The organism is Dyadobacter sp. 676, from assembly GCF_040448675.1.
Lineage (GTDB): Bacteria > Bacteroidota > Bacteroidia > Cytophagales > Spirosomataceae > Dyadobacter.
Map to the genome: position 1 here is coordinate 3,703,300 of NZ_CP159289.1, position 24,017 is coordinate 3,727,316.

The 24,017-nt window shown below is 50.2% G+C and carries 19 protein-coding genes and 1 pseudogene; 8 read left to right on the forward strand and 12 right to left on the reverse strand.

What is annotated here, in order from left to right:
• The first annotated feature begins 6 nt into the window (after positions 1–6).
• Both ABV298_RS16710 and ABV298_RS16715 read left to right on the forward strand, forming a co-directional pair.
• Entirely contained in the window at positions 7–681 is a 675-nt protein-coding gene (locus tag ABV298_RS16710) for a TetR family transcriptional regulator C-terminal domain-containing protein (RefSeq protein WP_353717336.1), read from the forward strand.
• A gap of 2 nt (positions 682–683) precedes the next feature.
• Positions 684–1,985, forward strand: a complete 1,302-nt coding sequence (locus ABV298_RS16715; RefSeq protein ID WP_353717337.1) for an AarF/ABC1/UbiB kinase family protein — start codon at positions 684–686, stop codon at positions 1,983–1,985.
• 93 nt (positions 1,986–2,078) lie between these two features.
• On the opposite strand, the gene ABV298_RS16720 is transcribed toward ABV298_RS16715, so the two are convergent.
• The gene (locus ABV298_RS16720; protein ID WP_353717338.1) at positions 2,079–2,531 is read right to left on the reverse strand and encodes a GNAT family N-acetyltransferase; all 453 of its coding nucleotides are present in this window, start codon (positions 2,529–2,531) and stop codon (positions 2,079–2,081) included.
• 213 nt (positions 2,532–2,744) lie between these two features.
• On the opposite strand from ABV298_RS16720, the gene ABV298_RS16725 reads away from it, so the two are divergent.
• Complete coding sequence (locus tag ABV298_RS16725) at positions 2,745–3,695, forward strand: 3',5'-cyclic-nucleotide phosphodiesterase (protein WP_353717339.1); 951 nt, start codon at positions 2,745–2,747, stop codon at positions 3,693–3,695.
• 32 nt (positions 3,696–3,727) lie between these two features.
• On the opposite strand, the gene ABV298_RS16730 is transcribed toward ABV298_RS16725, so the two are convergent.
• The 6 genes from ABV298_RS16730 to ABV298_RS16755 all read right to left on the reverse strand — a co-directional run bounded on the left by ABV298_RS16730 (position 3,728) and on the right by ABV298_RS16755 (position 13,490).
• Positions 3,728–4,630 (reverse strand): DUF72 domain-containing protein, encoded by a 903-nt coding sequence (locus ABV298_RS16730; RefSeq protein ID WP_353717340.1) that lies wholly within the window; start codon positions 4,628–4,630, stop codon positions 3,728–3,730.
• Positions 4,631–4,705: 75 nt separating this feature from the next.
• Positions 4,706–5,221 (reverse strand): phosphoheptose isomerase, encoded by a 516-nt coding sequence (locus tag ABV298_RS16735; RefSeq protein ID WP_353717341.1) that lies wholly within the window; start codon positions 5,219–5,221, stop codon positions 4,706–4,708.
• Between the two features lie 107 nt (positions 5,222–5,328).
• Complete coding sequence (locus ABV298_RS16740; protein WP_353717342.1) at positions 5,329–6,927, reverse strand: SusD/RagB family nutrient-binding outer membrane lipoprotein; 1,599 nt, start codon at positions 6,925–6,927, stop codon at positions 5,329–5,331.
• Between the two features lie 10 nt (positions 6,928–6,937).
• Positions 6,938–10,054 (reverse strand): SusC/RagA family TonB-linked outer membrane protein, encoded by a 3,117-nt coding sequence (locus ABV298_RS16745; RefSeq protein WP_353717343.1) that lies wholly within the window; start codon positions 10,052–10,054, stop codon positions 6,938–6,940.
• A gap of 362 nt (positions 10,055–10,416) precedes the next feature.
• A complete protein-coding gene (locus ABV298_RS16750) occupies positions 10,417–11,634 on the reverse strand; it encodes a glycosidase (RefSeq protein ID WP_353717344.1) in 1,218 nt (405 codons plus the stop codon).
• Positions 11,635–11,660: 26 nt separating this feature from the next.
• Positions 11,661–13,490 (reverse strand): sodium:solute symporter family protein, encoded by a 1,830-nt coding sequence (locus ABV298_RS16755; protein WP_353717345.1) that lies wholly within the window; start codon positions 13,488–13,490, stop codon positions 11,661–11,663.
• 232 nt (positions 13,491–13,722) lie between these two features.
• On the opposite strand from ABV298_RS16755, the gene ABV298_RS16760 reads away from it, so the two are divergent.
• On the forward strand, positions 13,723–14,607 hold the full coding sequence (locus ABV298_RS16760; RefSeq protein ID WP_353717346.1) for an AraC family transcriptional regulator: 885 nt from the start codon (positions 13,723–13,725) through the stop codon (positions 14,605–14,607).
• Between the two features lie 69 nt (positions 14,608–14,676).
• Here the strand turns inward: ABV298_RS16760 and ABV298_RS16765 are convergent, their stop codons facing one another.
• The 3 genes and pseudogenes from ABV298_RS16765 to ABV298_RS16775 all read right to left on the reverse strand — a co-directional run bounded on the left by ABV298_RS16765 (position 14,677) and on the right by ABV298_RS16775 (position 16,613).
• Positions 14,677–15,744 carry a branched-chain amino acid aminotransferase gene (locus ABV298_RS16765; protein ID WP_353717347.1) on the reverse strand — a complete coding sequence of 356 codons (1,068 nt, stop codon included), beginning with the start codon at positions 15,742–15,744 and terminating at the stop codon, positions 14,677–14,679.
• Between the two features lie 143 nt (positions 15,745–15,887).
• Positions 15,888–16,447 (reverse strand): annotated as a pseudogene (locus ABV298_RS16770) (cob(I)yrinic acid a,c-diamide adenosyltransferase).
• Between the two features lie 7 nt (positions 16,448–16,454).
• A complete protein-coding gene (locus tag ABV298_RS16775) occupies positions 16,455–16,613 on the reverse strand; it encodes a hypothetical protein (RefSeq protein ID WP_353717348.1) in 159 nt (52 codons plus the stop codon).
• 459 nt (positions 16,614–17,072) lie between these two features.
• Here ABV298_RS16775 and ABV298_RS16780 point away from each other — a divergent pair, with 459 nt between their 5' ends.
• Genes ABV298_RS16780 through ABV298_RS16790 form a run of 3 tightly spaced genes read left to right on the forward strand, consistent with a single transcriptional unit; the run spans position 17,073 to position 19,371 of the window.
• The gene (locus tag ABV298_RS16780; RefSeq protein ID WP_353717349.1) at positions 17,073–17,585 is read left to right on the forward strand and encodes a hypothetical protein; all 513 of its coding nucleotides are present in this window, start codon (positions 17,073–17,075) and stop codon (positions 17,583–17,585) included.
• An 11-nt stretch (positions 17,586–17,596) separates the two neighbouring features.
• Positions 17,597–18,865 carry an S-adenosylmethionine:tRNA ribosyltransferase-isomerase gene (locus ABV298_RS16785; RefSeq protein ID WP_353717350.1) on the forward strand — a complete coding sequence of 423 codons (1,269 nt, stop codon included), beginning with the start codon at positions 17,597–17,599 and terminating at the stop codon, positions 18,863–18,865.
• Between the two features lie 56 nt (positions 18,866–18,921).
• Entirely contained in the window at positions 18,922–19,371 is a 450-nt protein-coding gene (locus ABV298_RS16790; RefSeq protein ID WP_353717351.1) for a Uma2 family endonuclease, read from the forward strand.
• Positions 19,372–19,520: 149 nt separating this feature from the next.
• Here ABV298_RS16790 and ABV298_RS16795 read toward each other — a convergent pair whose 3' ends face one another.
• Positions 19,521–21,278, reverse strand: coding sequence for a discoidin domain-containing protein (locus tag ABV298_RS16795; protein ID WP_353717352.1), 1,758 nt, complete (start codon positions 21,276–21,278; stop codon positions 19,521–19,523).
• Between the two features lie 171 nt (positions 21,279–21,449).
• Here ABV298_RS16795 and tyrS point away from each other — a divergent pair, with 171 nt between their 5' ends.
• The gene (gene tyrS, locus ABV298_RS16800; protein WP_353723200.1) at positions 21,450–22,745 is read left to right on the forward strand and encodes a tyrosine--tRNA ligase; all 1,296 of its coding nucleotides are present in this window, start codon (positions 21,450–21,452) and stop codon (positions 22,743–22,745) included.
• Between the two features lie 26 nt (positions 22,746–22,771).
• On the opposite strand, the gene ABV298_RS16805 is transcribed toward tyrS, so the two are convergent.
• Positions 22,772–23,992 (reverse strand): FAD-dependent oxidoreductase, encoded by a 1,221-nt coding sequence (locus ABV298_RS16805; protein WP_353717353.1) that lies wholly within the window; start codon positions 23,990–23,992, stop codon positions 22,772–22,774.
• Positions 23,993–24,017: the final 25 nt, after the last annotated feature.

A 24,017-nucleotide genomic window follows, 5' to 3' on the forward strand; every position in this document is an offset into this window, starting at 1 on the left:
CTTCTGATGGCTACCAAAACGAAGGCATTACCACCTGCGGGCGTGGAGCTCACTGCCGACAAGATTACCGAATTATATATGCATTACTGCCTGGAAAACCATAGGAAACCGGAATCGGTGTACTTGTTTTCGAAAGCGCACGGTTTCGTGGAAAAGGATTTTTACAAGTTCTTTACTTCCATCGATTCGCTTGAAAAGCGCGTTTTTGTGAGCTTTCATAACCTGGCCGTGAACTTGATAAACCAGAGCGGAGAGGTCGACGGACTGGGCTTCCGTGACAAACTGCTGACCTATTACTTCACCCTTTTCGAAATTCTGACGGCCAACCGCAGCTATGTGATTTTTGCATTGAAGGAAGAAAAGAACAAGCTGAACGGCATCCTGAAACTGAAAGAGTTCCGGAGCAGTTTCAAGGAATTCATCCATGAGATCAGCGACGGCTACCTGAAAGCGAAAAGCGAACGCATCCGCAAGGCACAGCAGGACGCTTTGGAAGAAGGCGCATGGATTCAGTTGTTACTTACATTGAAATTCTGGATCGACGATGAATCCGTAGGTTTTGAAAAAACAGACCTGTTCATCGAAAAGTCGATTCGCGCCACGTTCGACCTGATCGATACTACGCCACTGGAAAGCGTGATCGACTTCGGGAAATTTTTGATTAAAGAAAAATTGAGGTAGGAATGGAGACAATTGACAGTATCCCTACTTCCAAAATACGGCGTGCCACCCGGCTTATTTCGACGGGGGTCAAGATTGGTGGAAATTACCTGAAATACTATGGAGAGAAGATCACCAACCCGGAAACGGCGCGGGACAATCTCAATAGTAACAATGCGGAGGATATTTACGATAGCCTCAAAAGCTTGAAAGGTAGTGCCTTGAAACTCGCGCAAATGCTGAGTATGGAGAAAAACTTCCTGCCGCAGGCTTATGTGGAGAAGTTTTCGCTTTCGCAGTTTTCGGTACCGCCGCTTTCGGCGCCGCTCGTCGTGAAGACGTTCCGGAAATACTTCGGGAAATCGCCGCTCGAACTTTTCGATACATTCAATCCGAACGCGATCAATGCGGCGAGCATCGGGCAGGTACATAAGGCGACATTTCAGGGGAAGGAGCTGGCGGTGAAGATCCAGTATCCCGGCGTGGCTGAGAGCATTTCGTCGGATCTGGCGCTGGTAAAGCCCATTGCCATGAAAATGTTCAATATTCAGGCCAAGGATTCGGATAAATATTTCAAGGAAGTCGAGACGAAACTGACCGAGGAAACGAACTACATTCTTGAAATAGCCCAGAGCACCGAAATCGCGGCAGCTTGCGAGCATATTCCGAACCTCCGTTTTCCCAGATACTACCCGCAGTTCTCCTGCGAGCGTGTGATCACGATGGACTGGATGGACGGCAAGCACCTTTCCGAATTCTGCAAAGCCGGTCCCGATCAAAATGTGGCCAACAGGATCGGTCAGGCGTTGTGGGATTTTTATATGTTCCAGGTGCACCAGCTTCGCAAAGTCCACGCCGATCCGCATCCCGGCAATTTCCTGATCGACGAAGATGACAACCTGATCGCCATCGATTTTGGTTGTATCAAGGAAATACCGGAGGATTTTTATGTTCCTTATTTCGAACTCGCAGAACCGGAAAATCTGAACAATCCCGCGATTTTCCACGCCAAACTAACCGAACTCGAAATCCTTACCGACAAGGACTCAAAGGCAGAAACCGTTTATTTCTCGAACCTTTTCCGGGAGATACTCGCATTGCTTACGCAGCCGTTCCAGGCCGAAACTTTCGATTTTTCCGACGAAGTGTTTTTTCAGAAACTGGCCGCACTGGGCGAGAAATATGCCAACGACAAAGAGTTGCGCAAAATGAACATGAACCGCGGCTCCAAGCATTTTATCTATATCAACCGCACATTCTTCGGGCTTTTCAGCCTGCTGCATGACTTGAAAGCGGTTGTGGAGACCAAGCAATTTGTAAGCTGACACCAATAACCGGTCGTGAAACTTTTCACGGCTGGTTTCTTCTTTGCGTCCCGCCTTCCCAAGTCGACGAAACGGAACAGATTGGTTTTACCGTTAAATTAAATCTTTCCCCAAGCAAACGCTCCGCGACTCTTCAGGGAATTCACCGAAATGCGGGATGTCCGAATAACCAAGCTTCCGGTACAATGCGATGGCCTCCGGCTGACTTTTGCCGGTTTCAAGAATCGCGGCCCGATAGCCGAGCCCGCGGGCCCATTGTTCGAGCTCCGAAACCATGATGGAAGCTATGCCCCTGCCCCGGAATCCGGGTTTTACGAACATTCGTTTCAGTTCGATGCTTTGCGGGTCGTATGGCTTGAAACACCCGCAGGCGATGGCGATACCGTCTTCATAGGCCAGGACGACCGTCGGCAGGCCGGTGATGCGGTTGTATTCTTCGTAATCTTCCTTGTTGGTGTTATAAATGCGGCAAAGCTCGTCGTCGAGCTCGGTGGTGAGGTTTTGAAAATCGGGATTGTCGCTGGTGGTGCGAATGAGTTGAAACATGTGCAATGGTTGATGATTTTTGCGAAGGTACGCTTTGTCCTTTGAAAATAGGAATCACCTTGTAGCGATAACTAACGGACGGAACCATTTAATTTGCCGACATTGCCATTTCGGTTCGTTGTTGTAATCAGTGAACGTCGCAGCAGCTTGATCCCTGCCTATGTTCTTGTTTCACATCGGGTACCTTTGCACCTGGTAACCTTCCTTTGCTGTATGAAGTATACTTATTGCCTGCTTGTTTTTATTTTGGGGTGCGTCGGGCACGGGTTCGCGCAAACGGGTTTCAAGGTCGTTCCCCTGGGCGTAAAAGGAGGTACAACTGACGGAAACCTTTCAGCATACATGCTCGCGCCGGCTGGCTCAGATGCCTACGTGTGCCTGGATGCGGGAACCGTCAGCAACGGAATCGGAAGGGCTATTTCCGAGCGGGCATTCGATGTTGGCACCGAAACGGTTCTGAAGAACTACATCAAGGGCTACCTTATTTCTCACCCGCATCTGGATCATATTTCCGGAATGATCATCAATTCGGTAGACGATACGGTGAAGCGGGTATATGCCATGGAGCACTGCATCAACACAATGAAAGCACATTATTTCAATTGGCAAAGCTGGCCGAATCTCGCCAGCGAAGGAAATGCCCCCGCATTAAATAAATATCGCTATCAACTATTGAAAGAAGGCGTTGAGACAGCTCTCACAGGTACCGAAATGTCCGTTCGTGCTTTCCCGCTCAGCCATTCTAAACCTTATTCGAGCACCGCTTTTCTGGTGAAATCCGGAGGAGCGTATGCGCTGTATTTCGGAGATACCGGCCCCGACGAAGTGGAGCAGACCGGGCACATGAAGCGTGTCTGGACGGCTGTGGCACCGCTGGTGAAATCGGGCGAATTGAAGGGGATATTTCTGGAAGTTTCCTATCCCAATGCACAGCCCGACCGACATTTGTACGGGCACCTGACGCCGAAATGGTTTATGAAGGAATTTGAAACGCTGGCGGAATTGGCGGGGAAAAAGCATTTGCGGAACCTGCAAGTAGTTGTTACGCACATTAAACCGACAGGCAATAACGAAGAAACGATTCGGAGTGAGCTGAAAGCCGGAAATGCCCTCGGCTTGCGTCTCATCTTCCCTGAGCAAGGCGTAAAATTCGATCTGAAATAGAAACACAAAAGACGGGCACCGGCCCGTCTTTGCTATTTGAACAAAGTCACTTGCCCGCTTGCTACCCTGGGATCGTAGGGCACTTTCAGTTCCATACCCAATTCCTTGTTCATTTTCTGGATAAGGTAGGATGACAGCAATGGCGATGCTTCCTCATGGTTCTGGTGTACAAAGAAGAATATTTTCTGAATGCCTTCTTCGGTCCATAGTTTGAGCCTTTCGAACCAGTCATCGAGGCGGGTGTAATCCGAATCGACGTTGGCGCCGTTGTAACGGATGAACGCCGTCGGTGTGGTGAGCCGCATATGCAGCAGGTCGCGGCGGCCGGCCGAATCGGTTACGATATGCGTGATATTCTTCCTTTCCAGAAGGCTGTAAAGATCTTCGCTGTTGAACGAGCCGTCGTACCAGCCCGTGTGGCGCAACTCCAACGCCAGAGGGAAGCCGGAAGGCCACTCTTCGAGGTAGGCCTTCAACACATCCCAATTTTTAGGGCCGAAATTATCGGGCATTTGCAGGAAAAGCATGCCGAGTTTGTCTTGCAAATGCGCAATACCGTCGAGGTAGATATCCGTCTGTTCCTTTGCGTCTTTCAGTCGTTTCCAGTGACTGATCCCCTGGTGGAGTTTGGGGAAAAATTTAAAACCCGCCGGCGTTTTGGTGTACCAGGTTTCGATCGTTTCGACGGGAAAGTTATTGTAAAAAGTTGCATTCAGTTCAATGCTGTTGAATTGCGTCGCATAATACGCCAATTCATCCTTTGTACCTTTTGGATAAAATCCTTTCAGGTCGGTCTTGTTCCATTTGGCGCAACCGATATAGACTTCCGGCTTTCCGGCTGTTTTGGTGGCATTCAGCAGCGCTTTGTTGGCGGGCGCATCGGCTGGCAAGGTGAAATCGATATCATCGGGATTTTCAACTTTTCCGAATTTCATGACTGGCGGGATTAGAATGAACAAATATAAATCCGGCAAGCCGTCGCGACTTGCCAGGTTACCGAAAGGAGCGGATTATCTTCCGAAATCGTCCTGAACACGCACGATGTCGTCTTCGTCCGAAGGATTGGAAGGATCGGTGTGCTGCCATATTTCCGCTACAAATCCCCATTCGTTTACTCCAACCAGGCGGTGACGCTCCCCTTTTTTGAGGTTTACAACCGTACCGATCGGCAGTTGCCGCAATTCGGTTTCTTCGTCCGTATCGCTGATTACGATGCCTGCGCTTCCGCCGATTACTTTCCAGATTTCGGCCCGGCGGTGGTGATACTGCCATGAAAGGCGTTTGTTGGGCGCTACCACGAGGATTTTAGGGCTCAGCTTTTCGTAACCGGCGAAGTCGGCCAATGACAAATGCGGGAAAAATGTGGAGATGAATTTGGGGGCCTGGCTTTCATCGAGCACAAAAAAACCGCCCCACGGACGTGAGTGGTCTTTCGCGACAACGGTGAAACCTTGCTCATCTATAAACTGCTGTACTTTTGCAAAAACCTCACTTTTATCGGCATCAGCCGCAAACGATTGTATCATAACCGGGAATAATTTGTGAATCGGGTGAGTTTCAAAATTAGGATAAAAAACAAAAAGATGCCCCAAAATATTCAGGGCACCTTTTGAATTATATCTACTAATTTATACTATTTGTCCCACCATACTTTGGTGGTGAAATCGTCGGGCAGGGTAGCGCCTGTCTGATAGTTCGGGTTGCCTGCCACTTCGCCAGTCGGATATTTGAGTCTTACCGGGATCGTTCCGTTGGTGACATTGCCGGGGTAGTTGGTTGGCGTCAGCTTGGGATAGCCGGTCCTGCGCCAATCGTTCCAAGCTTCCCACCAGTTGAAAAACTTGTTCACCCACATTTGTTCGCCGATCATTTCGAGTGCCGGCTTGGCGGTGCTGTAAGGGTAAGTGGTGAGATAAGTGGCTACCGCGGCATCCGAAACGGTCAGTGAGGCATCATACGGTGTGTACATTTGCATGGAAGCTTTCACACCGGCTTCGTAATGTGATTTCGCCGTTCCGGTAATACCGCTTCCGATCTTCCGCTCGATGGCTTCGGCCAACAAGAGTTCCACCTCGCCGTAATTCATGATCATGTAGGGATCGGAATCCTGTAACATCTTGACGTTGATGCGGGAGTAGGTTTTGGCGAGGTTCACAGCCGTGCCTTCCAGTTTGTCGAGCATGGCCTGATCGTAACCGTTAGGCATGCCCTTCTGTTTCAATGGGTCGACGGTAATAGGCGTGAAACCTGTGGCTGTCCATTCGCCGATACCGCCGCTAAGGATCATCAGGCGGGGGTCGTCATCGGCGACACTGTTCGGATTCGTACCTTTAAGGAAATTAATTAAAGTGGCACTCATGTACGACGGTTGTCCTCCATCGCCGGGGTCAAATGCACGGGAAATACCATTTTGGTTTACCCATTCGCTCGGTCCGTCAGCCATAGCCACCCAGACATTGTCTGCATTGCTCGTAAATACTCCCCCCGCGGCGGCCTTGGTTACATAAGTAGCTGCCTTCGCTGGGTCTACATTGGAAATACGCATGGCCAGGCGCAGCATGAGTGAGTAACCAAATTTCTTCCATCTGGCAATATTACCCTTATAAATGAAGTCGGCTGCGGCGAAACCTTCATCCGGATTACTTGTGCTTAACGCCCCCGATGCCTCGTCGAGTTCTTTCAGCAGGTCGGCGTAAATCGCATCCTGAGTATCATATTTCGGGAAGAATATGCCTTCCGTCCCCTTGTTGGCCTCTGTATACGGGACATTACCGTAAAAGTCGGTGAGGCGCGCAAAGCTGAAAGCTCTTAAGATGCGGGCTGCGTTACGCATATTCACATATTTCCCTTCCGCAAAACCGCCCGGCCCCGATTGTTTCAGGATCTCCGCGATGTTTTTGAGCTGGTCGTTGTAAGTAAATTCAAACGGCGCGGCATTGGTTTCGGCGTTTACCGTATACTTATCGCCCGGTGCAATACCACCACCCGCATTGGCAAGCTGCTGGATTGCATAGGCACACCAGCCGATGTTGGTACGCCAGTCGATGTAGCGGTTGTCGCCGGCTGAACCATTGGAAGCGATGCCCAACTCCACCGAAGTGAATATGAAGTTGAGGTTCACCTGATTCAGGGCCTGCGGATTAATATTCAGGTCGTGCAGTTCTTTGGTGTCGCACGCCGCCGCGAGCAGGCCCGCCAATCCGTATTTCAAATATTTGGTGAAATTTTTCATGTCTCGATAATTAGAATGTTGCTCTCAGATTGAAACCGTAACTGCGTGTGGATGGGAAACCGAAGTAGTCGAAACCTTGCGAGTTCCCGTTGGAATAGGTCGATTCCGGGTCCACGTTATCGATGTTCTTGAACAGGATGGCCAGGTTACGCCCAACAAAAGAGATGCTAAGGTTTTGCAGCGGGGTTTTTTCGAGAAGCTTTTTCGGGAAAGTATAGCCGAGAGTCAACTGCCTCAGTTTGATAAAGGAGGCATCGTAAAGGAACATGGGCGTTACCGCGTCGGCTTCACCGCCAACAGAGTTCCAGTAGTCGAAGGCCTCACGGGGCGTCAGCGTTTTGGTAAATGGTTTGTATTCTGTTCCTTCCTGCGTTACGCCGGTTACCGTCAGAGGGGCTTCTCCTTCGCGTCCTTGCAGCGATTTCTTGCTCAATCCCCATTGGGTAAGGCGCATGTTGGTCCCCGACAGAATGTCACCGCCCCATTTGAAGTCGACAAGGAAGGAGAGGTCGATGCCCTTGTAATTGAATGCGTTGGTCAACCCTCCGGTCAATTTGGCAACACCGTTACCGATGATCTCATATCCTGCGGATCCCACCGGGCGGCCGTCGCTGTAAAATACGGGTTGCCCGTCCGGCGACAGTTTCTGAACGCGGCCGGTGATCATGCCATAGGGATGCCCTACGATATTCTTAATGAACGAGTTGCGAGTACGTGGCTCTTCCATTACCAACTCGGTCGAACCTTCGATCAGGGCTTTTACTTTGTTATTGTTTTTCGCGAGGTTCAATGTTACATCCCAATTCAAATTGCTGGTTTTGAGTGGAGTAGTGGTGAGAAGCAGTTCAATGCCTCTGTTTTGCATTTTGCCGAGGTTTACCGAAGTGGTGGCAAAGCCGCTTGCGCGCGAGATTGTAGCATCCAGGATATCGTCAGTCGTCTGCTGGTCATAGTAGGTGAAATCGACACCTAGCTTGTTATTGAACACACGGAAGTCGATACCGAATTCTGTCTCTGTTACGGTCAACGGTTTCAGCTTCCGGTTGGGGATGTTACCTCCATTACCCATCGCCTGTGAGAAAGATGCCATGGGAATGCCCAGGTGCGGGTTGCCGTTCAAAGAGTAGGTCAAATCGGTCGTGTAAGCCCCGTTTGTAGCATTGCCCACCTGTGCCCAGGAAGCTCTGATTTTTCCGTACGACAACCACGACGGCAGCCCCTTGAATGCGTCCGAGAAAACAAAGCTGACGCCGACCGACGGATAAAGCGTACTGTTAGTAGCCGGATTCAATACCGAAAACCAGTCGTTGCGCGCGGTAGCATTCAAGTAAAGGTAACCATCCCAGGAGAGCTCCATGGATCCAAACAGCGAATTGATGCCGGTTTCCCAGTAATTATAATCCCATGATTTGCCCTTTACATTGTTGATCGCAGGGAAGAACTGGACATTGAAACCATTACCATAAATATTGACGTAATCATATTTCCTTCTCATACGGTTTCCACCGGCAAATGCGTTGATGCCGATTTTGCCAAAGTCCTTATTGACGCCGATCGTATATTCCGCATTCAACTCGGAGACATTCCATGTTCCCATGCTGCGTGCTCCGCCGCGCTGATAACCGGTACCTTCCGGTGTGAGGGCCTCGGCGCGGCGCGTATATTTATCGAGACCGACGCGTCCCTGGATATAGAGCCAGTCTGTGAACTGGTATTTCAATGCGCCCGACGTGATGATCCGGTTCTTTTTGTCGGTTTTGATGAACTGATAAGAAACCCAGTAGGGATTTTGTCCCCAGTTGTTGTTGGCCTGCTGGAATTCTTCGCCCACCTGTTTACCAAATATACTGAGGCTGGTAGTATCGGTTCCCGCCGGAATTGCGCCGGGCTTGGCGGGATCGCCATAATAATCAAGGATGTTGTAGTTGCCGGGTGTCCTCCACACGGATTGGATTGCGTTGCCGGGGGAGTCGGATACGTTCGGGCGATTTTTAGCCTTTTCTTCCGAATACAACACCTTGGCATCCAACGTAATACGTTTACCGAATTTGGCGTTGGTCGAAAGCGAGAGGTTGATCCGGTCGTAGCCCGAGTTGGGAACAATGGTGGTACTGTTCAGGTTGGTCACCGAAGCCCGGAAGTTTTGGGTCTCATTGCCTCCCGAGAGTGCCAGGTTGTTGGTAAATGCGTGCCCTGTTTTGTAGAATCGTGAAAAATTGTCGCCTTGATAGGCGTAAGGCCTCATTTTACCATCGAAGCCGATCACCTGACTGTTGTCGTATTTGGGTCCCCAGGAGTCATCGCCCCATTCGTAGGCTTGCTGTTGTGTGGTTGGCTTGGAGGCCACGCCGTTCACATAGGAACCGCTGCCGTAAGAATGTTGCAGATCGGACAGATCGTTCAGTTTCTCAACCACATAGTTGGAACCAAACTCGATGCCAATACCCTTTCTTCTCGAGCCGCGCTTGGTGGTTACATTAATAACGCCATTCGACGCACGGGAGCCATATAAAGCCGCTGCATTAGCACCTTTCAATACTGTTACCGATTCAATATCGTCCGGGTTGATGCTCGACAGACCGTCGCCTTCGTCGGAGCCGCCCCAGAGGCCGGCTTGGCCGAAGTTGTTATTATCCATCGGGATACCGTCGATCACGTACAACGGCTGGTTGTTGCCCTGAAGAGACTTGTTACCACGAATAATCACCCGGGAAGAGCCGGCAGGGCCCGATGCGATTTTGCTCACGTTAACCCCTGCTACGCGCCCGGCGAGCGCATTACCCAGGTTGGCCTCGCGCGCGGCGGTCATATTACTGCCGGCTACCTCCGTAATGGAGTAAGCGAGAGACCTTTTTTCACGGCTGATACCCAATGCCGTAACCACCACTTCGCTCAGCGCGGTGGCTTCGGCGGTCAACGAGATGTTGATAACGGTAGCGTTGCCTACTACCACCTCTTTTGTTACATAACCGATATAGCTAAATGTCAGGGTTTTACCTTTTTCGGCGGTAATGCTGTATTCGCCCTTATCATTAGTGGTGGTACCCCTGGTGGTACCCTTCACGACTACGTTTACACCGGCAATGTCACCGCCGGTGGCGTCGCTTACTTTCCCGGATACCGTCATTTCCTGCGCATACCCCTTTGAGGGAGAGCACAGAGAACAGTATCAGCATCTTAACTAGTAGATTTTTTTTCATACAGTCCGTACTTCTGATAGGTTAAACTGGATACTTAAATAGAGGCATTGAAAGCTAAAAATCAGGCCAAATATACCGTGGTTGACTCCATATCTACATAGTGCTTTTTTATCTAAAAATAACACATTTTTAACAGGTTTTTAATAGTATGTTAAAATTATTCCAATATAAAAATGGATTATTCTATTGCTTTCGATAATTACAAATGTTGGCTACGGTCCTGTAATATAAATTCTAGTATTGGAAGGAAGGATGACCGGCAGACGACTACGGTATGATATATACGTGTCTACCTGATTCGTCCTGGTAATGGGCTTTCCATAGTTGCCGCGGCTTCCATGAAAGAAAGGTTACGGTCGATAATGCCGGTAAGTGTTTTTCGGGAAGAAGCCGATGTAAATCCGTCGGGAGCGGTGTGGGTAATATAATCGAGAAGCCGTTCTATCGACGTTGTTGCCACATGCAGCCGGGTGTCGGAGGAGCCGTAGTAAATGAACACCGAACCGTCGTCGTCAAGTATCCAGCCGTTGGAGAATACGACGTTGGATACATCGCCAACCCGCTCACTTTCCCCCGGCGCCAGAAAATAGCCGGCCGGTTTGTAAATGACCTTGGAAGGGTCCCGAATGTCCGTCATGAAAAGATACAGCACATAACGCAGGCCGGCCGCGGTTTGTCGTACGCCGTGCGCGAGGTGAAGCCAGCCCAGGTGTGTCCTGATAGGCGCCGGGCCCTGACCATTTTTGGATTCATAAACGGTGTGATATTTTTTGGGGTCGACAATGACTTCGCTTGTTATCTGCGCATTTTCGATGTATGGCGCGAGTCCCAGCCCGATGCCGCCTCCCAGGCCCGTTTCGATAAATGAGTCCTGCGGGCGTGTATAAAATGCGTACTGGCCATTAATGTATTCGGGATGCAAAACGACATTTCGCTGTTGGGGCGATCGGGTTTTCAGATCCGGAAGCCTTTCCCAACGGCACATGTCCCGGGTACGTACGATGGCGCATTGCGCGATGGCCTGGGATTCGTTTCCGGCCGCAGCGGAGGGGTCTTTGCGTTCGGTGCAGAACAGTCCGTAAATCCAGCCGTCCTCGTGAGCCGTAAGGCGCATGTCGTAAATATTGACATCCGGCTCCGACGTTTCAGGTATTGCCATGGGGTACTTCCGGAACTCGAACCGGTCGATGCCGCTGGTGCTTTCCGCAATGGCAAAAAACGACTTACGATCATAGCCTTCCACACGCGCGACGAGCAGGTATTTCTTTCCAAGCTTGATCGCGCCTGCATTGAAAACAGCATTGATTCCGAATCTCTTCATAAAGAACGGATTGCTTTCGGGATTCAGGTCGTATTCCCAGAACAGTGGCACGTGTGAAGCGGTAAGTACTGGAAATTTGTAACGGTCGCAGACGCCGTCGCCGGCGGCGAGCTTTTCGTTCGGAGTCCCGATAAGCCGCTGTTTCTCGCTTTTAATCAGCTGAAAACGCTCTTCGAAGATCGTCATTGCGTATTTGCAGGTTTGTTGAATGCTTAGTGAAAGGGAAGGTGTTTATACCACGTTTTCCACAGAATGGCCGAGGTGGCCAGGAATATGGCGGTCGCAATAAGCGTTTCGGCGGGCATTTTCAGTATTCCGAAAACGGGAATGGCTGTAATGGCTGTTTGTGCGACAATGCCGGTTATGACATTGAACAAATCCCTCGAAAACTGTTTATTAGGGACAAACAATGGGTCGCTTTTCCGGATCTCCTGGCGGACAGGCCCCCAAAAGCCCCAGGGATTGACCGTCCGGCAGAATGTTTTCAGAACCTCCATGTCGGTTGGGGCCGTAGCCAACGAACCGGCAACGGCCCCGATTAGCGAAATGACGAGTATGAGCGGGAAATAACGCAGCGGCAATGTGTTTTGGAACAAATGCGGGCAAACCAGCGCGCAGACAATCCCGGCCAGCATTCCCCAGAAAAAACCGGCGCTGTTGAACCGCCACCAATACCATTTGAGCACGTTGGAAGCGATATAGCCCCCGTATAGCGCCGATACGATCCATTGCAAAATGCTGTTCACGTCCCTTGCCAGCAGGCCGAGGACGACACTGATCAAAACGATGACAATGCCTGACAGATAGTTTACGCGGCTTATCTCACGGCTGTCGGCGTCGGGGTTGACCGATCTGAGATAAATATCGTTCACAAAGTAGGCCTGGGCTGCATTGAATGTACCTGCAAAGGTGCCCATAAATGCTCCCATCAACCCTATCAGCATCAGTCCGAGCAGCCCTGACGGGACGTGCGTGTTGAGCACTGCGGGAAGCACTTTTTCAAAATCGGTGCCGATGGCTGCGGCGGTGCCCGCATGGCGGAAATACAGCAATCCCAGAACCGCAATGCCGGTGATGAAAAGATACCTGGTTGGTAACAGCACAATATTGACGATCATGCTCATTAACGCGGCTTCCCGGGGCGAGCGGGTCGACAGGATCTTCTGCATGTCGTAATTGGGGGCCGGGCCGGCGAGGCTCGCGAGAATACCCTTGGCGGTCATCCAGGCAAAAAAGTAGCCAAATGGGGCGAAATTGTCGCTTTTCAGCTTATCGGCGGCGGCTGGCAGGCGTGTCGACCAGTCGAGATCCAGATATTTACCGAAAAACAGATCGGTCCAGCCAGAAGGTACGCCCAGTTGCCTCACATCCGACAATGCCGGATATGCCATGGCGGCGACGGATACACACACGATCACCATGATCAGATAATGCAGGACATCGGCCCATACGATGCTTTTCATGCCTCCAAGCAGTGCATAGCAGGCTGTGAAAACAGTAAAAAGTATCCCATAGAAGTGTGCCGAATAGCCGGCCGGCAGATCAAAGGGCAGGAAAGGCTTCACGACATGCCAGGGTATGAATATCCCGATGAATTTGCCCAGGCCGATAAAGCCGTAAGCCATAAAGCTCAGACAGCTCAATAGCGCGAAAATGATGATGATCTTGTGCGAAAGGTCAGCGCCGCGCCGGTCGCCGAAACGGAACAGCATCCATTCCGCACCGGTAGCCGCATTGGAGCGCCTGAGCCACATTGAGAGATAGACCATCATAAATATCTGGTTAAATACCGGCCACAGCCAGGGTAGCCAAATGCTTTTTACACCGTACACGACCATTATCGCGACCATCCAGGCCGTGCCGGAGAGATCGAACATGCCCGATGCGTTGGAAATGCCGAGCATCCAGAACGGCATGGATTTCCCACCCAGCAGGTAGTCGTTTTTGCTTTTCGCAGCCTGCCGCTTGAGGTAAAATCCGATCAGAAGGACCGCTAGCAGGTAAATGAATATGACGAGGAGGTCGATCGCTTTGATTTTCATCGGTGGCCCTGCAAATCGATCCGCGTATGGTACAAACTTATTGACAAAACTGCCGCAGGATATAATACTTTTTTAACCATGATTAGGCCAATACTAACAGTTTGTGAGATTCCTGGAAGAATGTGGGATGGAAATATTGATAATTAATCTTTAAATTGTTACCTGAATATAGCACCAGTGAGTTTGACTGATCAGTTTATTTTCAAATTAATTTAAAATCCCGATTTAGCCTATGAGTGAAATCTACCGAGAAATTACCCCGTTGACCCAGTACGACTGTTTTACCGTTTTCGACCGCAGAAAGACAATCTTCGATTTCCCGCTCCACAGCCACGAGGAGTTCGAGTTAAATCTGATCCTGTCGGGAAAAGGCGTAAAGCGGGTAGTTGGTGACCATACCGAGGTAATAGACGACGCGGAGCTGGTTCTGGTGGGTAATAACCTGCCGCATGGCTGGCTCACCCACACCTACAAATGGGAGGAAGGAATGCCGGAGATCAACGAAGTGACCGTGCAATTCCATAAGGATCTGTTCGATGATAAGTTCCTCAAACGCAATCAGTTGTTTTTCGTCCGTTCCCTGCTCGAAAAGTCGTCCAAAGGTATTGCATTCTCGCGGGAAACGATCGAGCGGATCAAGCCCAGGCTTACCACCCTGGCACAGAAAAGCGGATTTGATTCCATGCTCGAACTAATGTCGATCCTGCACGATCTGTCGGTGTCGCGCGATATGCGCATGCTATCAAACAGTACATTCACGGACGAGAATTTTCACTATAACAGCAGGCGTATCGAAAAGGTGTTCTCCTACCTGCGTGATAATTATGACAAGGATGTGAACCTTGCCGGCGTCGCGAAGCTGGCCGGAATGTCGGAAGTGTCATTCAGCAGGTTTATCAAGAAGCGTACAGGCAAGACATTCGTTGAAAGTTTGAATGAAATCCGCCTCGGGCATGCGTCGCGATCGCTTATCAATACTACCAATACAATTTCAGAGATCGCCTATAAATGCGGATTCAATAACCTGTCGTATTTCAACCGTATTTTTAAAAGCAGGAACGGATGCACGCCAAAAGAATTCCGTGACAACTATTCGGGTACGCGGACGTTTGTGTGAGAGGGACTGACTGACTGAATGAACGAGCCGTTCCACGGCGGCTCATTCATTCAGTCAGTCAGTCAATCATTAAACTTTCAACATCCAGCCAAAGATGTCTTCCTCCTTGCCGGTGCGGAGGTCGGTGAGGTACGTTTTGACCTTGTTTACGAATGAATCTTCCTTGATTTCAGGCAATGCGTAATCTACACCTTCATAAGCGATGGTTGCGAACGGAGAGATTACTACCGCTGTTCCCGCGCCGAATGCGGCTTCGAGTTTACCGGCTTTCAATGCGTCGATGATTTCGGCTACGCTGATGCGGCGTTCTTCCACGGGAATACCCCAATGTTGCGCGATTGCCACGATGCTTTTACGCGTAATACCGTCGAGCGTTGTTTCAGAAACATGCGGCGTAAGTAATTTGCCGTCCAGCATGAACATGATATTCATGGTTCCCGATTCCTCGATGTAAGCATGATCGCGGGCGTCGGTCCAGATCAGTTGATCGTAACCTTCCTGCTGGGCTAATTTTGCGGGATAAAGCGAGCCTGCGTAGTTACCAGCGCATTTGGTCGCTCCTACGCCGCCCTCTGCGGCACGGATGAAATGCGTTTCCACCTTCACGCGCGGCGGCTTGGCATAATAAGTACCTACCGGGCTTGTGAAAATGACAAAATAGTATGAATCCGATGCTTTTACGCCGATATAGGGGTCGGTGGCAAACATGTATGGACGAATATAAAGCGAACAGCCGGGCTGTGACGGCACCCAACCGGCGTCCAGACGGAGCAGCTCGGTGAGGCCATTCATGAAAATTTCCTCGGGGATCGTCGGCATGCAAAGACGTTCCGCCGATTTGTTAAGACGTTTCCAGTTATCGATGGCGCGGAAAAGCAACACTTCGCCGGCGTCATTTTTGTAAGCTTTCATTCCCTCGAAAATAGCCTGACCGTAATGCAGCGCGGCGGTTGCAGGGCTAAGCGATAGGTCGCCGTAAGGGACAATGCGGAGGTCTTGCCATTGGCCATTCTTATATTCGGCGATAAACATATGGTCGGAGATGTTCCGTCCAAAAACGAGGTTATTAAAGTCAACCTCCTGCAAACGGGATTTGGTGGTTTGCTGAACTTCGATTTGTACTGTGTCGGCTGTCATGATGCCAAAAATTTAATTTTTCAAACGCTTTCCGAAGCTTACACTTTGAAAGAAGGCCGGATTTGAAGCTTCCCGCGCGTTCTTCCGTAAGTCCCGCAATTTAAAGAATTTAATCTATAAAAAGCGGATATTTAGTATAACAATTATTTTCTCCCCGCGACCCTTGGTTGCCACGTAACTTCTTCGATTCCGAGCTCGTACGTCATGGCGCGGCACAGCATGAACAGATAATCCGAAAGGCGGTTGAGATAGCGGATCACGATGGGTTCAACTTCCTCGCTTTGCTGCAAATGGACCACCGCACGCTCCGCGCGGCGGCAGACGGTCCGGGCGATGTGCCCGAATGAAACCGAAGGGTGCCCGCCCGGCAGAACGAACGCCCGCAATGGTGGGATCTTTGCGTCGATCAGGTCCATTTCCGTTTCGAGTTGCGCAACGTCCTCGTCGTACAGATCGGGTAAAATTCTTTTTTCTGGTCGGGCTCCGAAGCGAGATGCGAGCCGATTGTGAAAAGCCGGTCCTGGATTTCTTTGAGCAGGCCTCTACGGCTTTCGTTCACCGGCTGGTCGCGGAGCATGCCGACGTAGCTGTTGAGCTCATCGACTGTCCCATAGGCTTCGATGCGCGCATGCGCCTTGCTCATGCGTGTACCCCCGATGAGGGCAGTGGTGCCTTTGTCACCGGTTTTGGTGTAGATTTTCATAATGGATTTATGCCTTCGCTTTTTTCGCGGGCTGGGATTGGAGAAGGTCTTTCAAGGAGAATTTCAAAGTGTCCGCTTGGGTCAATTGTTCCTCAATTTCACGCTTCTCTTCGGAGGTATGACTGTTTTTAATGACAGCTACCTTACTGGCCTTGTATGTTTTCATGGTAGTACCGGATAGTCTGTTTGTTAGCTGGCCAGCAGCTGATTGGTCTGATGCGGCCATTATGGATCGTGAATATAACGACTTTTACTTTCTGCGAGTTTCCCATGCCAATTTGCGTCGAACCGCTGTTCTTTACCGCTTGTTCTGCCGGTCTTAATAATCAGGTTAGGATCATTGAAGATACTTTCAACCTCTTGCAATGTGTTTTCTCTTTCGGGATCGTCCTGACTTACATGTTTAATGTTATTTGAATCCCATTCAAATTGCATTTTAAGTTTTATTAACGTGTGTGTGATGCCAAACCAGGCGAATTACGGCGTCTTCGGACAACCCTTAGCAGCTTATGAAGTTTGCCGCCATCGAGATCGTTGGCTCCCAATTAGGTTTTGGAAACTCCCCGACCTAATTTTGCACCCTGATTTTATATGGCGAAACGACCTCTATTTGGGTTACTAATTCATGAAAGTTACAACATTTGCAATAAAGATCTGGCGTTGGGCATCTTTATTATTCGTTATCGGGGCGCTGGTCTGGACATACTCGCTGTTCCCGGAAATGGTCGCCGTCGACTTCGCTGACAGCGGCCTGGCGGAGAGGTATGTCGAAAAAGGACATATTTTTTACATTGTAATGGGTCTTTTCCTGCTGAACAACGTGGTGATTACCGGCATCGCCCGCCACATTCCGAATGTGGACCCGATGAACCTGCCGATTCTGAAACGCAGGGAATGGTCTCAGCATCGTGCCGAGCTGAATGAGCATCTCACCAACTGGCTTTTCTGTCTCGTAGCGGTAATCAATACCATTATGGGTTTCAGTTTGCTCGCACTCGCGACGATCAACAGTACCAACTACAAGTTGGACGTTTTCGATTTTTCGTGGCTTTACTACGCAAGTCTTGTCTTGGTTTTGTTCGTATTTCTGCTTCCCCTGCGCCTGCTTTGGCCGCCTTTGCACGACGATAAACTGTAACCTGACAAGGTATGGAAGGTAAAAGAACGGCCGTGGAGGATGTGGATGCATTGTGGCGGAGAGAAGCTGAGGCGATCGATTTGCAGGACTACATCTACGACCTGCCTGATGAGCGGATTGCCAGGTACCCGATGGAAATCCGGGACCAGTCGAAGCTGATGGTGTATAAAAATGGTGGTATCCGTCATTTGCGGTTTACCGATATTGCTTCGCAGTTACCTGAAAATACGTTGCTCGTTTTTAACGACACCAAAGTCATTCCGGCGCGCGCGTATTTCAGAAAGGAAACTGGGGCGGTGATAGAGCTGCTGTTGTTGCACCCCGAGCTGCCTACCCGCGTGATTAACGACGCGATGCTGGTGAAGCATTCCTGCGTGTGGGAATGCATGATCGGTAATAAAAAACGTTGGAAAACAGGTGACACGTTATCGAACGTCGTTCCGGTAAATGGATTGGAAGTGCATTTACAGGCTTCCTTCCACGATTACGAGCGTAATATGGTAACGCTCGCATGGGACGCAGATGTGACATTCCTGGATCTGTTGAAGGCGTTAGGAGAGATCCCGCTGCCGCCTTATCTCAACCGCGGCACCGAGGAGCCCGACAAAGAAAGTTATCAAACTGTTTACGCTCACCACGACGGTGCCGTCGCCGCACCTACGGCGGGATTGCATTTCACGCCGCGTGTATTCGAAGCTCTGGAAAGGAAGGGTATCCGAAGATCGTTCCTGACGTTGCACGTCGGCGCCGGTACTTTTCAGCCTATTAAAGTGGAAAAGGTCACCGAGCACCGGATGCATTCCGAGCAGGTAGTATTCACAAGGGCGTTGATCGACGAATTGCTGCGGTCGGTTGGAAGTATCGTGCCCGTAGGAACCACCTCGCTGCGTTCTCTGGAGAGTTTGTACTGGTTTGGTGTAAAGCTTTTCAAAGGTGAGGCCACCGTTTTCAATATCGAAAAACTCTACCCCTATCCCTGGAAGGAAGAAGAGCTGCCCTCGGCCGAGCAATCGCTCCGGGCTGTTGCCGATTATATGGATAAGGCGCGGTTGGAAGAGGTCGTAGGAGAAACTGAAATCTTTATCTTCCCCGGATACCGTTTTCGTCTTTGCCGCGGGGTAATTACTAACTACCACCAACCCGGCTCTACACTGATCCTGCTGGTAGCCGCATTCGTGGGAAATGACTGGAAAACGATCTATTCCGAGGCGTTAAAGAACGGCTACCGTTTTCTAAGTTATGGTGATTCGTCGCTCCTTTGGCTCAATGGTGTTGAATGAGAATATCTTTTAATATGTTTTCCCATAAAATTGTTTATATAATTAATAGACAATCTATGGGGCAGTTACAATTGGTTGAACAGGGAATGACCGTCGAAGAATACTTCGAATCGGAGAAGGCAAGCGAAATTCGCCACGAGTATAACAATGGCGAGATTTACGCTATGGCTGGCACCACTTTGAATCACAATAATATTGTGGGGAATGTGTGGGCCGCTTTCAAGGGCATTTTACGGTCGCGGGGTCTCCGTGTCTTTTTCGAGAATATCAAGTTAAAAGTATCGGATAGCTGTTATCTATATCCCGATGTGATTGTTACTTGCGCACTAAAGGATGTTTCCGGAACTTATGTTGTGGAACACTCCAGTATTTTGGTGGAGGTGACGTCAAAAAACTCCGATGTGAAAGATCGGGGTTTTAAGCTCAAGCAATACAAGACCATACCATCCTTACAGTATTATATGCTTGTTTCTCAGCTTGAGTGCAGTGTCGAGTTATATTCGTGACTCGAAGGCAGGCAGTAACCTCTGGACCTATTGTTCATTTGAGAATGTAGAGGATGTAATTCGCTTTGAAGCATTTAGTTTTGAGATAAGCCTTAAAGCTTTTTATGAAGACATCACATTTGAGCCGGAGATCGTACAATAAAAAATTCCTACTTTACCGAAATTACCTTGCTTGCTACTGATACCCCATTCTCATTAAACGCCTCGATCGCAAAATAATAAGGCACGCCTACATTCAATGCGCGTAGTTCAAAGGTATTGGGCTCGTCGTTCCAGAACTGGTAGGTCTGGTAAAGTTTGTCGGGAGCGATTCCCCATAGTACATTATAGCCAACCGCCCCGGGTACTTTTTCCCATTTCAGATCGGCGTTACGCGTGTCTTTCTGGCGTACGGCCGTGAAACCTGCGGGCGTTTCGGGGGCCTTCCCGAAGCCGTTTCCAAAAATTCTGAATTCACTGATCGCCAATACAGGCGACGCCACATAGACGTGCTCGTAACGCACATAGCGGGCACGGACGGGCGCGGGAAGCTCTATATAGGCACAGGGGCGGTCGCGTCTGGGGCCTTTGGTAAGATCGCTGACCAGATCCCATTTTTTGCCATCCTTCGATACCCAGATTTTGAACTGTGTGTAGACTTTTTCCGGTTTGTTGTCGAAAATATCCGATTTGTAATCGGAGTAATTGACTTGCACCGCTTTTACTTCCTGCTCCGCCTGTAAATCGATCGTCAACGTCTCGCCTGGCTTGTTTTGTTTTGCGGCCCAGAATGTCCGCGGATTTTCGTCGGTTATCTTTTGCACGGCCATACTATCCAGCGTCGACGAGGCGGTTGCGGGCTTTTTGTAGGATAGCAGCATCCAGCCGGTGAATAGCTCGTCGCCTTTGCCTGTCCAGGTCTTGGTGGGAAGTTTATGAGGAAAATCGCCGAAACGGGTGTTGGCGAACATTTGCCCATCTTTGTCGAAACCGGCCGGGAAGCGTACGATACGCCGCTCCATGGCCCAGTTCAGGCCAATCCAGGAGGTTCCGGTGTTCCAGTAGTTGCCGAAATTGTCCTGAAATGTGTTGCCATGCCCTGCACCGGTCGCGAAGCCGCCCGGTTTGTACGAAACGGGGTTGTAAGGCGCATAGGTAAATGGCCCAAGCGGATCATCACCGACATAGGTCCCATTGGCATACACATTATACTCGGTACCCGGCGCGCCGTATTGCAGGTAGTATTTTCCTTTATGTTTCGTCATCCAGGCACCCTCCGTGAACGGCTTGAACGGATCGGAGTGGTTCGGCCCGAAGCGTTCCCAGCCATGCTCGTACTGGTTGAGCCACAACATGGCCTGGTACTGTCCCTTGAATGCAAGCCGTTTGGAATAATCCAGCTCGGAACCGAAAATGGGGTAGACATTGGAAGAGCCCCAGTACATATACCATTTATCGGTATCCGGGTCGTGGAACAATGCGGGGTCCCAGGGGCCTATGTCTTTGGGCAACCGTGGTGTCCAGCGGTTGTAGAACTCCCAAATGCCTTTCTCGGGCGCAACGGAGTAGAGTATCGGGCGTGATTCGAAGGTGGATTGGAACAAAAACAATGTATCGCGGACAGATACTGCCGCCGGCGCGCACATGTCCTCGAAAGGCCAGCGGTTGGCGGTGAGGTATTTCCAGTTCAGCATGTCTTTGGAATGCCAGTAACCGCCCGAAATGGTCACGAAAAGAAAGTACTCGCCTTTATGGTTGATAATCACCGGATCGGCGCCGGAACGGTAGCTGATGTTTTCGTTGAGCTGCTCGAAATTGTATTTGTAATCGATGTCCATCGGATTACAATAGGTGGTTTGTGCGGATGCCACCAGCGAGTTCAGCAGGAGTATTATTCCAAAAAAAATCCGGATTGGGCTTAACGACATGATTTTGTTGATGGTAGGGGTTTTGTTAATCCTGTAATCATGCAAAATTACCTGTTTTTGCCTTAATTATCTTTTCCTTCCGTAAAACCATCGCGTCTTTAAGGCGTTTTCAACCTGATAACCTTTACCTTTGCGGTCGATTTGAAATAAGCAACAGTTTTTAGAATGGCGATTGATTTTATAGAGGAACTGCGCTGGCGGGGCATGCTGCACGACATGATGCCGGGAACACATGAACAACTTCAGAAGGAGATGACATGCGGCTATATTGGCTTCGACCCCACGGCACCTTCGCTACACATCGGTAACCTGGCCACGATTATGCTGCTGGTGCATTTCCAGCGTGCCGGCCATAAACCCATCGCGCTGGTAGGCGGTGCCACCGGGATGATCGGCGACCCTTCGTTCAAGGCAGCGGAGCGTTCATTCCTCGACGAGGAGACGTTGCGTATCAACCAGGAAGGTATCCGCAAGCAGCTGGAATCGTTCCTGGATTTCGATTCGGGCGAGAACTCCGCTGAAATGGTGAACAATTACGACTGGTTTAAGGACATTGGCTTTTTGCAGTTCCTGCGCGATGCGGGCAAGTTTTTGAGCGTCAATTATATGATGTCCAAAGATTCGGTGAAAAAGCGTCTCGAAACCGGGATTTCATTTACCGAATTCTCGTACCAGCTTTTGCAGGGCTATGATTTTTACCATTTATATAAAACCAAAAACGTCCGGCTGCAAATGGGCGGCTCGGACCAATGGGGGAATATTACGACCGGTACTGAAATCATCCGCCGGAAGGAGGGCGACGAGGAAGGCTACTTTAAAGCGTATGCATTGACCACTCCGCTCGTTACGAAAGCCGACGGTTCCAAATTCGGTAAAAGCGAGGGCGGGAATATCTGGCTTGATCCCGAGCGTACGTCGCCCTACCAGTTCTACCAGTTCTGGCTCAACCAAAGCGACGAGGATATGCCGCGCTATCTGCGCGTATTCTCGTTGAAAGGCCGCGAGGAAATCGAGGCACTGGAGAAAAGCCACGCCGCCGAGCCACATTTGCGCATTATGCAAAAGGCCCTCGCATCCGAGTTGACGATCCGCATTCATTCACAAAAAGCATATGACCTGGTGCTGAAGGCATCCGAGGTTTTGTACGGTAAGGCGACGCTCGAGACGCTCCAAAGCATTGCGGAGGACGAGTTTGAGACGGTGTTCGACGGAGTGCCGCAAACGGAAATCAGCCGCCGGGAATGGGACGAGTGCGCCAATATTACGGACCTGATTTCGACGGTGACCCGATCGGAAGTGTATACCTCCAAAGGCGAGGCGCGCCGGGCAATCCAGCAGAACGCCGTGAGTGTGAACAAATCGAAGGTAACTTCCGCCGAGCAGCCGTTGGGGGATTTCGCATTGCTGCAAAATAGGTTTCTGCTGATTTCGAAAGGGAAGAAGAACCATTTGATTAAGGTAATTTGATATTATTTGACAGGTTTAGCGGGGAATTATGCTTTGTTAAGCCTGTCAAAACTGAAAATCGCGGCGTCTTTATTCTTTTTTCCGGCGATAAGATCCGTGATTATACCTGCGGCGATTATGCTGAAAAGAATGCCGTTCCCGCCAAATCCCAGCGCGAAATAAGTGTTGGGATGCTCCTTTACCCCACCGATAAAAGGAAGGCCGTCCTTCGTTTCGGCGAAGGTGCCGCACCAGGCATAATCGGTAACAAAAGGCAAATCCGGAAACATCCTGCGCGCAATCGTTTCCAGCTCTTTGGATTTGCGGTAAAGCAGCCTGTCCCTTTTGACGGCGCTTTGGAACATTTCGTCCTTGCCGCCGATCAGTACGCGGTGGTCCTCCGTAGTGCGGAGGTACAAATATGGCCGGGCGCTTTCCCAAAGCAGTGCATTCCGGTACCATAATTCCTTTCTTCCGGGAATCGGTTTGCTGACGATCGCATACGACGAATGCAGGCGCACGAAATTATGCGAAATCAGTTTCTGGGATTCGTAACCTGCGGCCACGATCAGCTTTTTTGTCCTGACAACGCTCCCATTGTCCAGGACGAGCGACACACCTTTGCGCTCATGTCGTATGTCGGTGATTTCGACGGTGTCGTATACACGTGCGCCCCTGGCTATGCACGCCTGGAAAAGTGCGTGCGCGAGCATGTAGGCGTCTACCTGCGCGGCATCGTGCGAGAGGACCGCTCCGCTTTTATGAATACCCGGAAAATGTGAACGCAAAGTGGCGCGGTCCCACCATTCCACATCGATGCCTATCTTTCGCCGTATTTCAAATTCTTTTTCCAGCAGGGGTAAATCTTCCTTTTTGGAGGCATAGTATATGCTTTTTGCAAACGAGAAATCTGTTTTGGCACTCAGTGAATCCGCAATTGCACCTGCTTTGTGAATCGCTTCGACACAAAGCAAGTAGCTGCGCACGGCATGTTTTTCGCCGACGAGTCCTATTAAATCGGTCAGCATGGTATCGATCTCGTATTGGAGCAATGCCGTGGAACCGGAAGTGCTCCCCATTCCGATGTGCCGTTTTTCCAGGACAACTACCGGAAAACCGGCTTGTGTGAGGTACCAGGCCAGCAATGCGCCGGTAATGCCGCCGCCCATGATCACGATTTCCGCTTTTAGGTTCTCTGACAAAGCGGGGTAAGCATGCAATGCCCCGTTTTTATAAAACCAATGAGGCTGGCCACTGAGGAGATCCATCGCGAGTTTAAGCTGGTTTGATGAA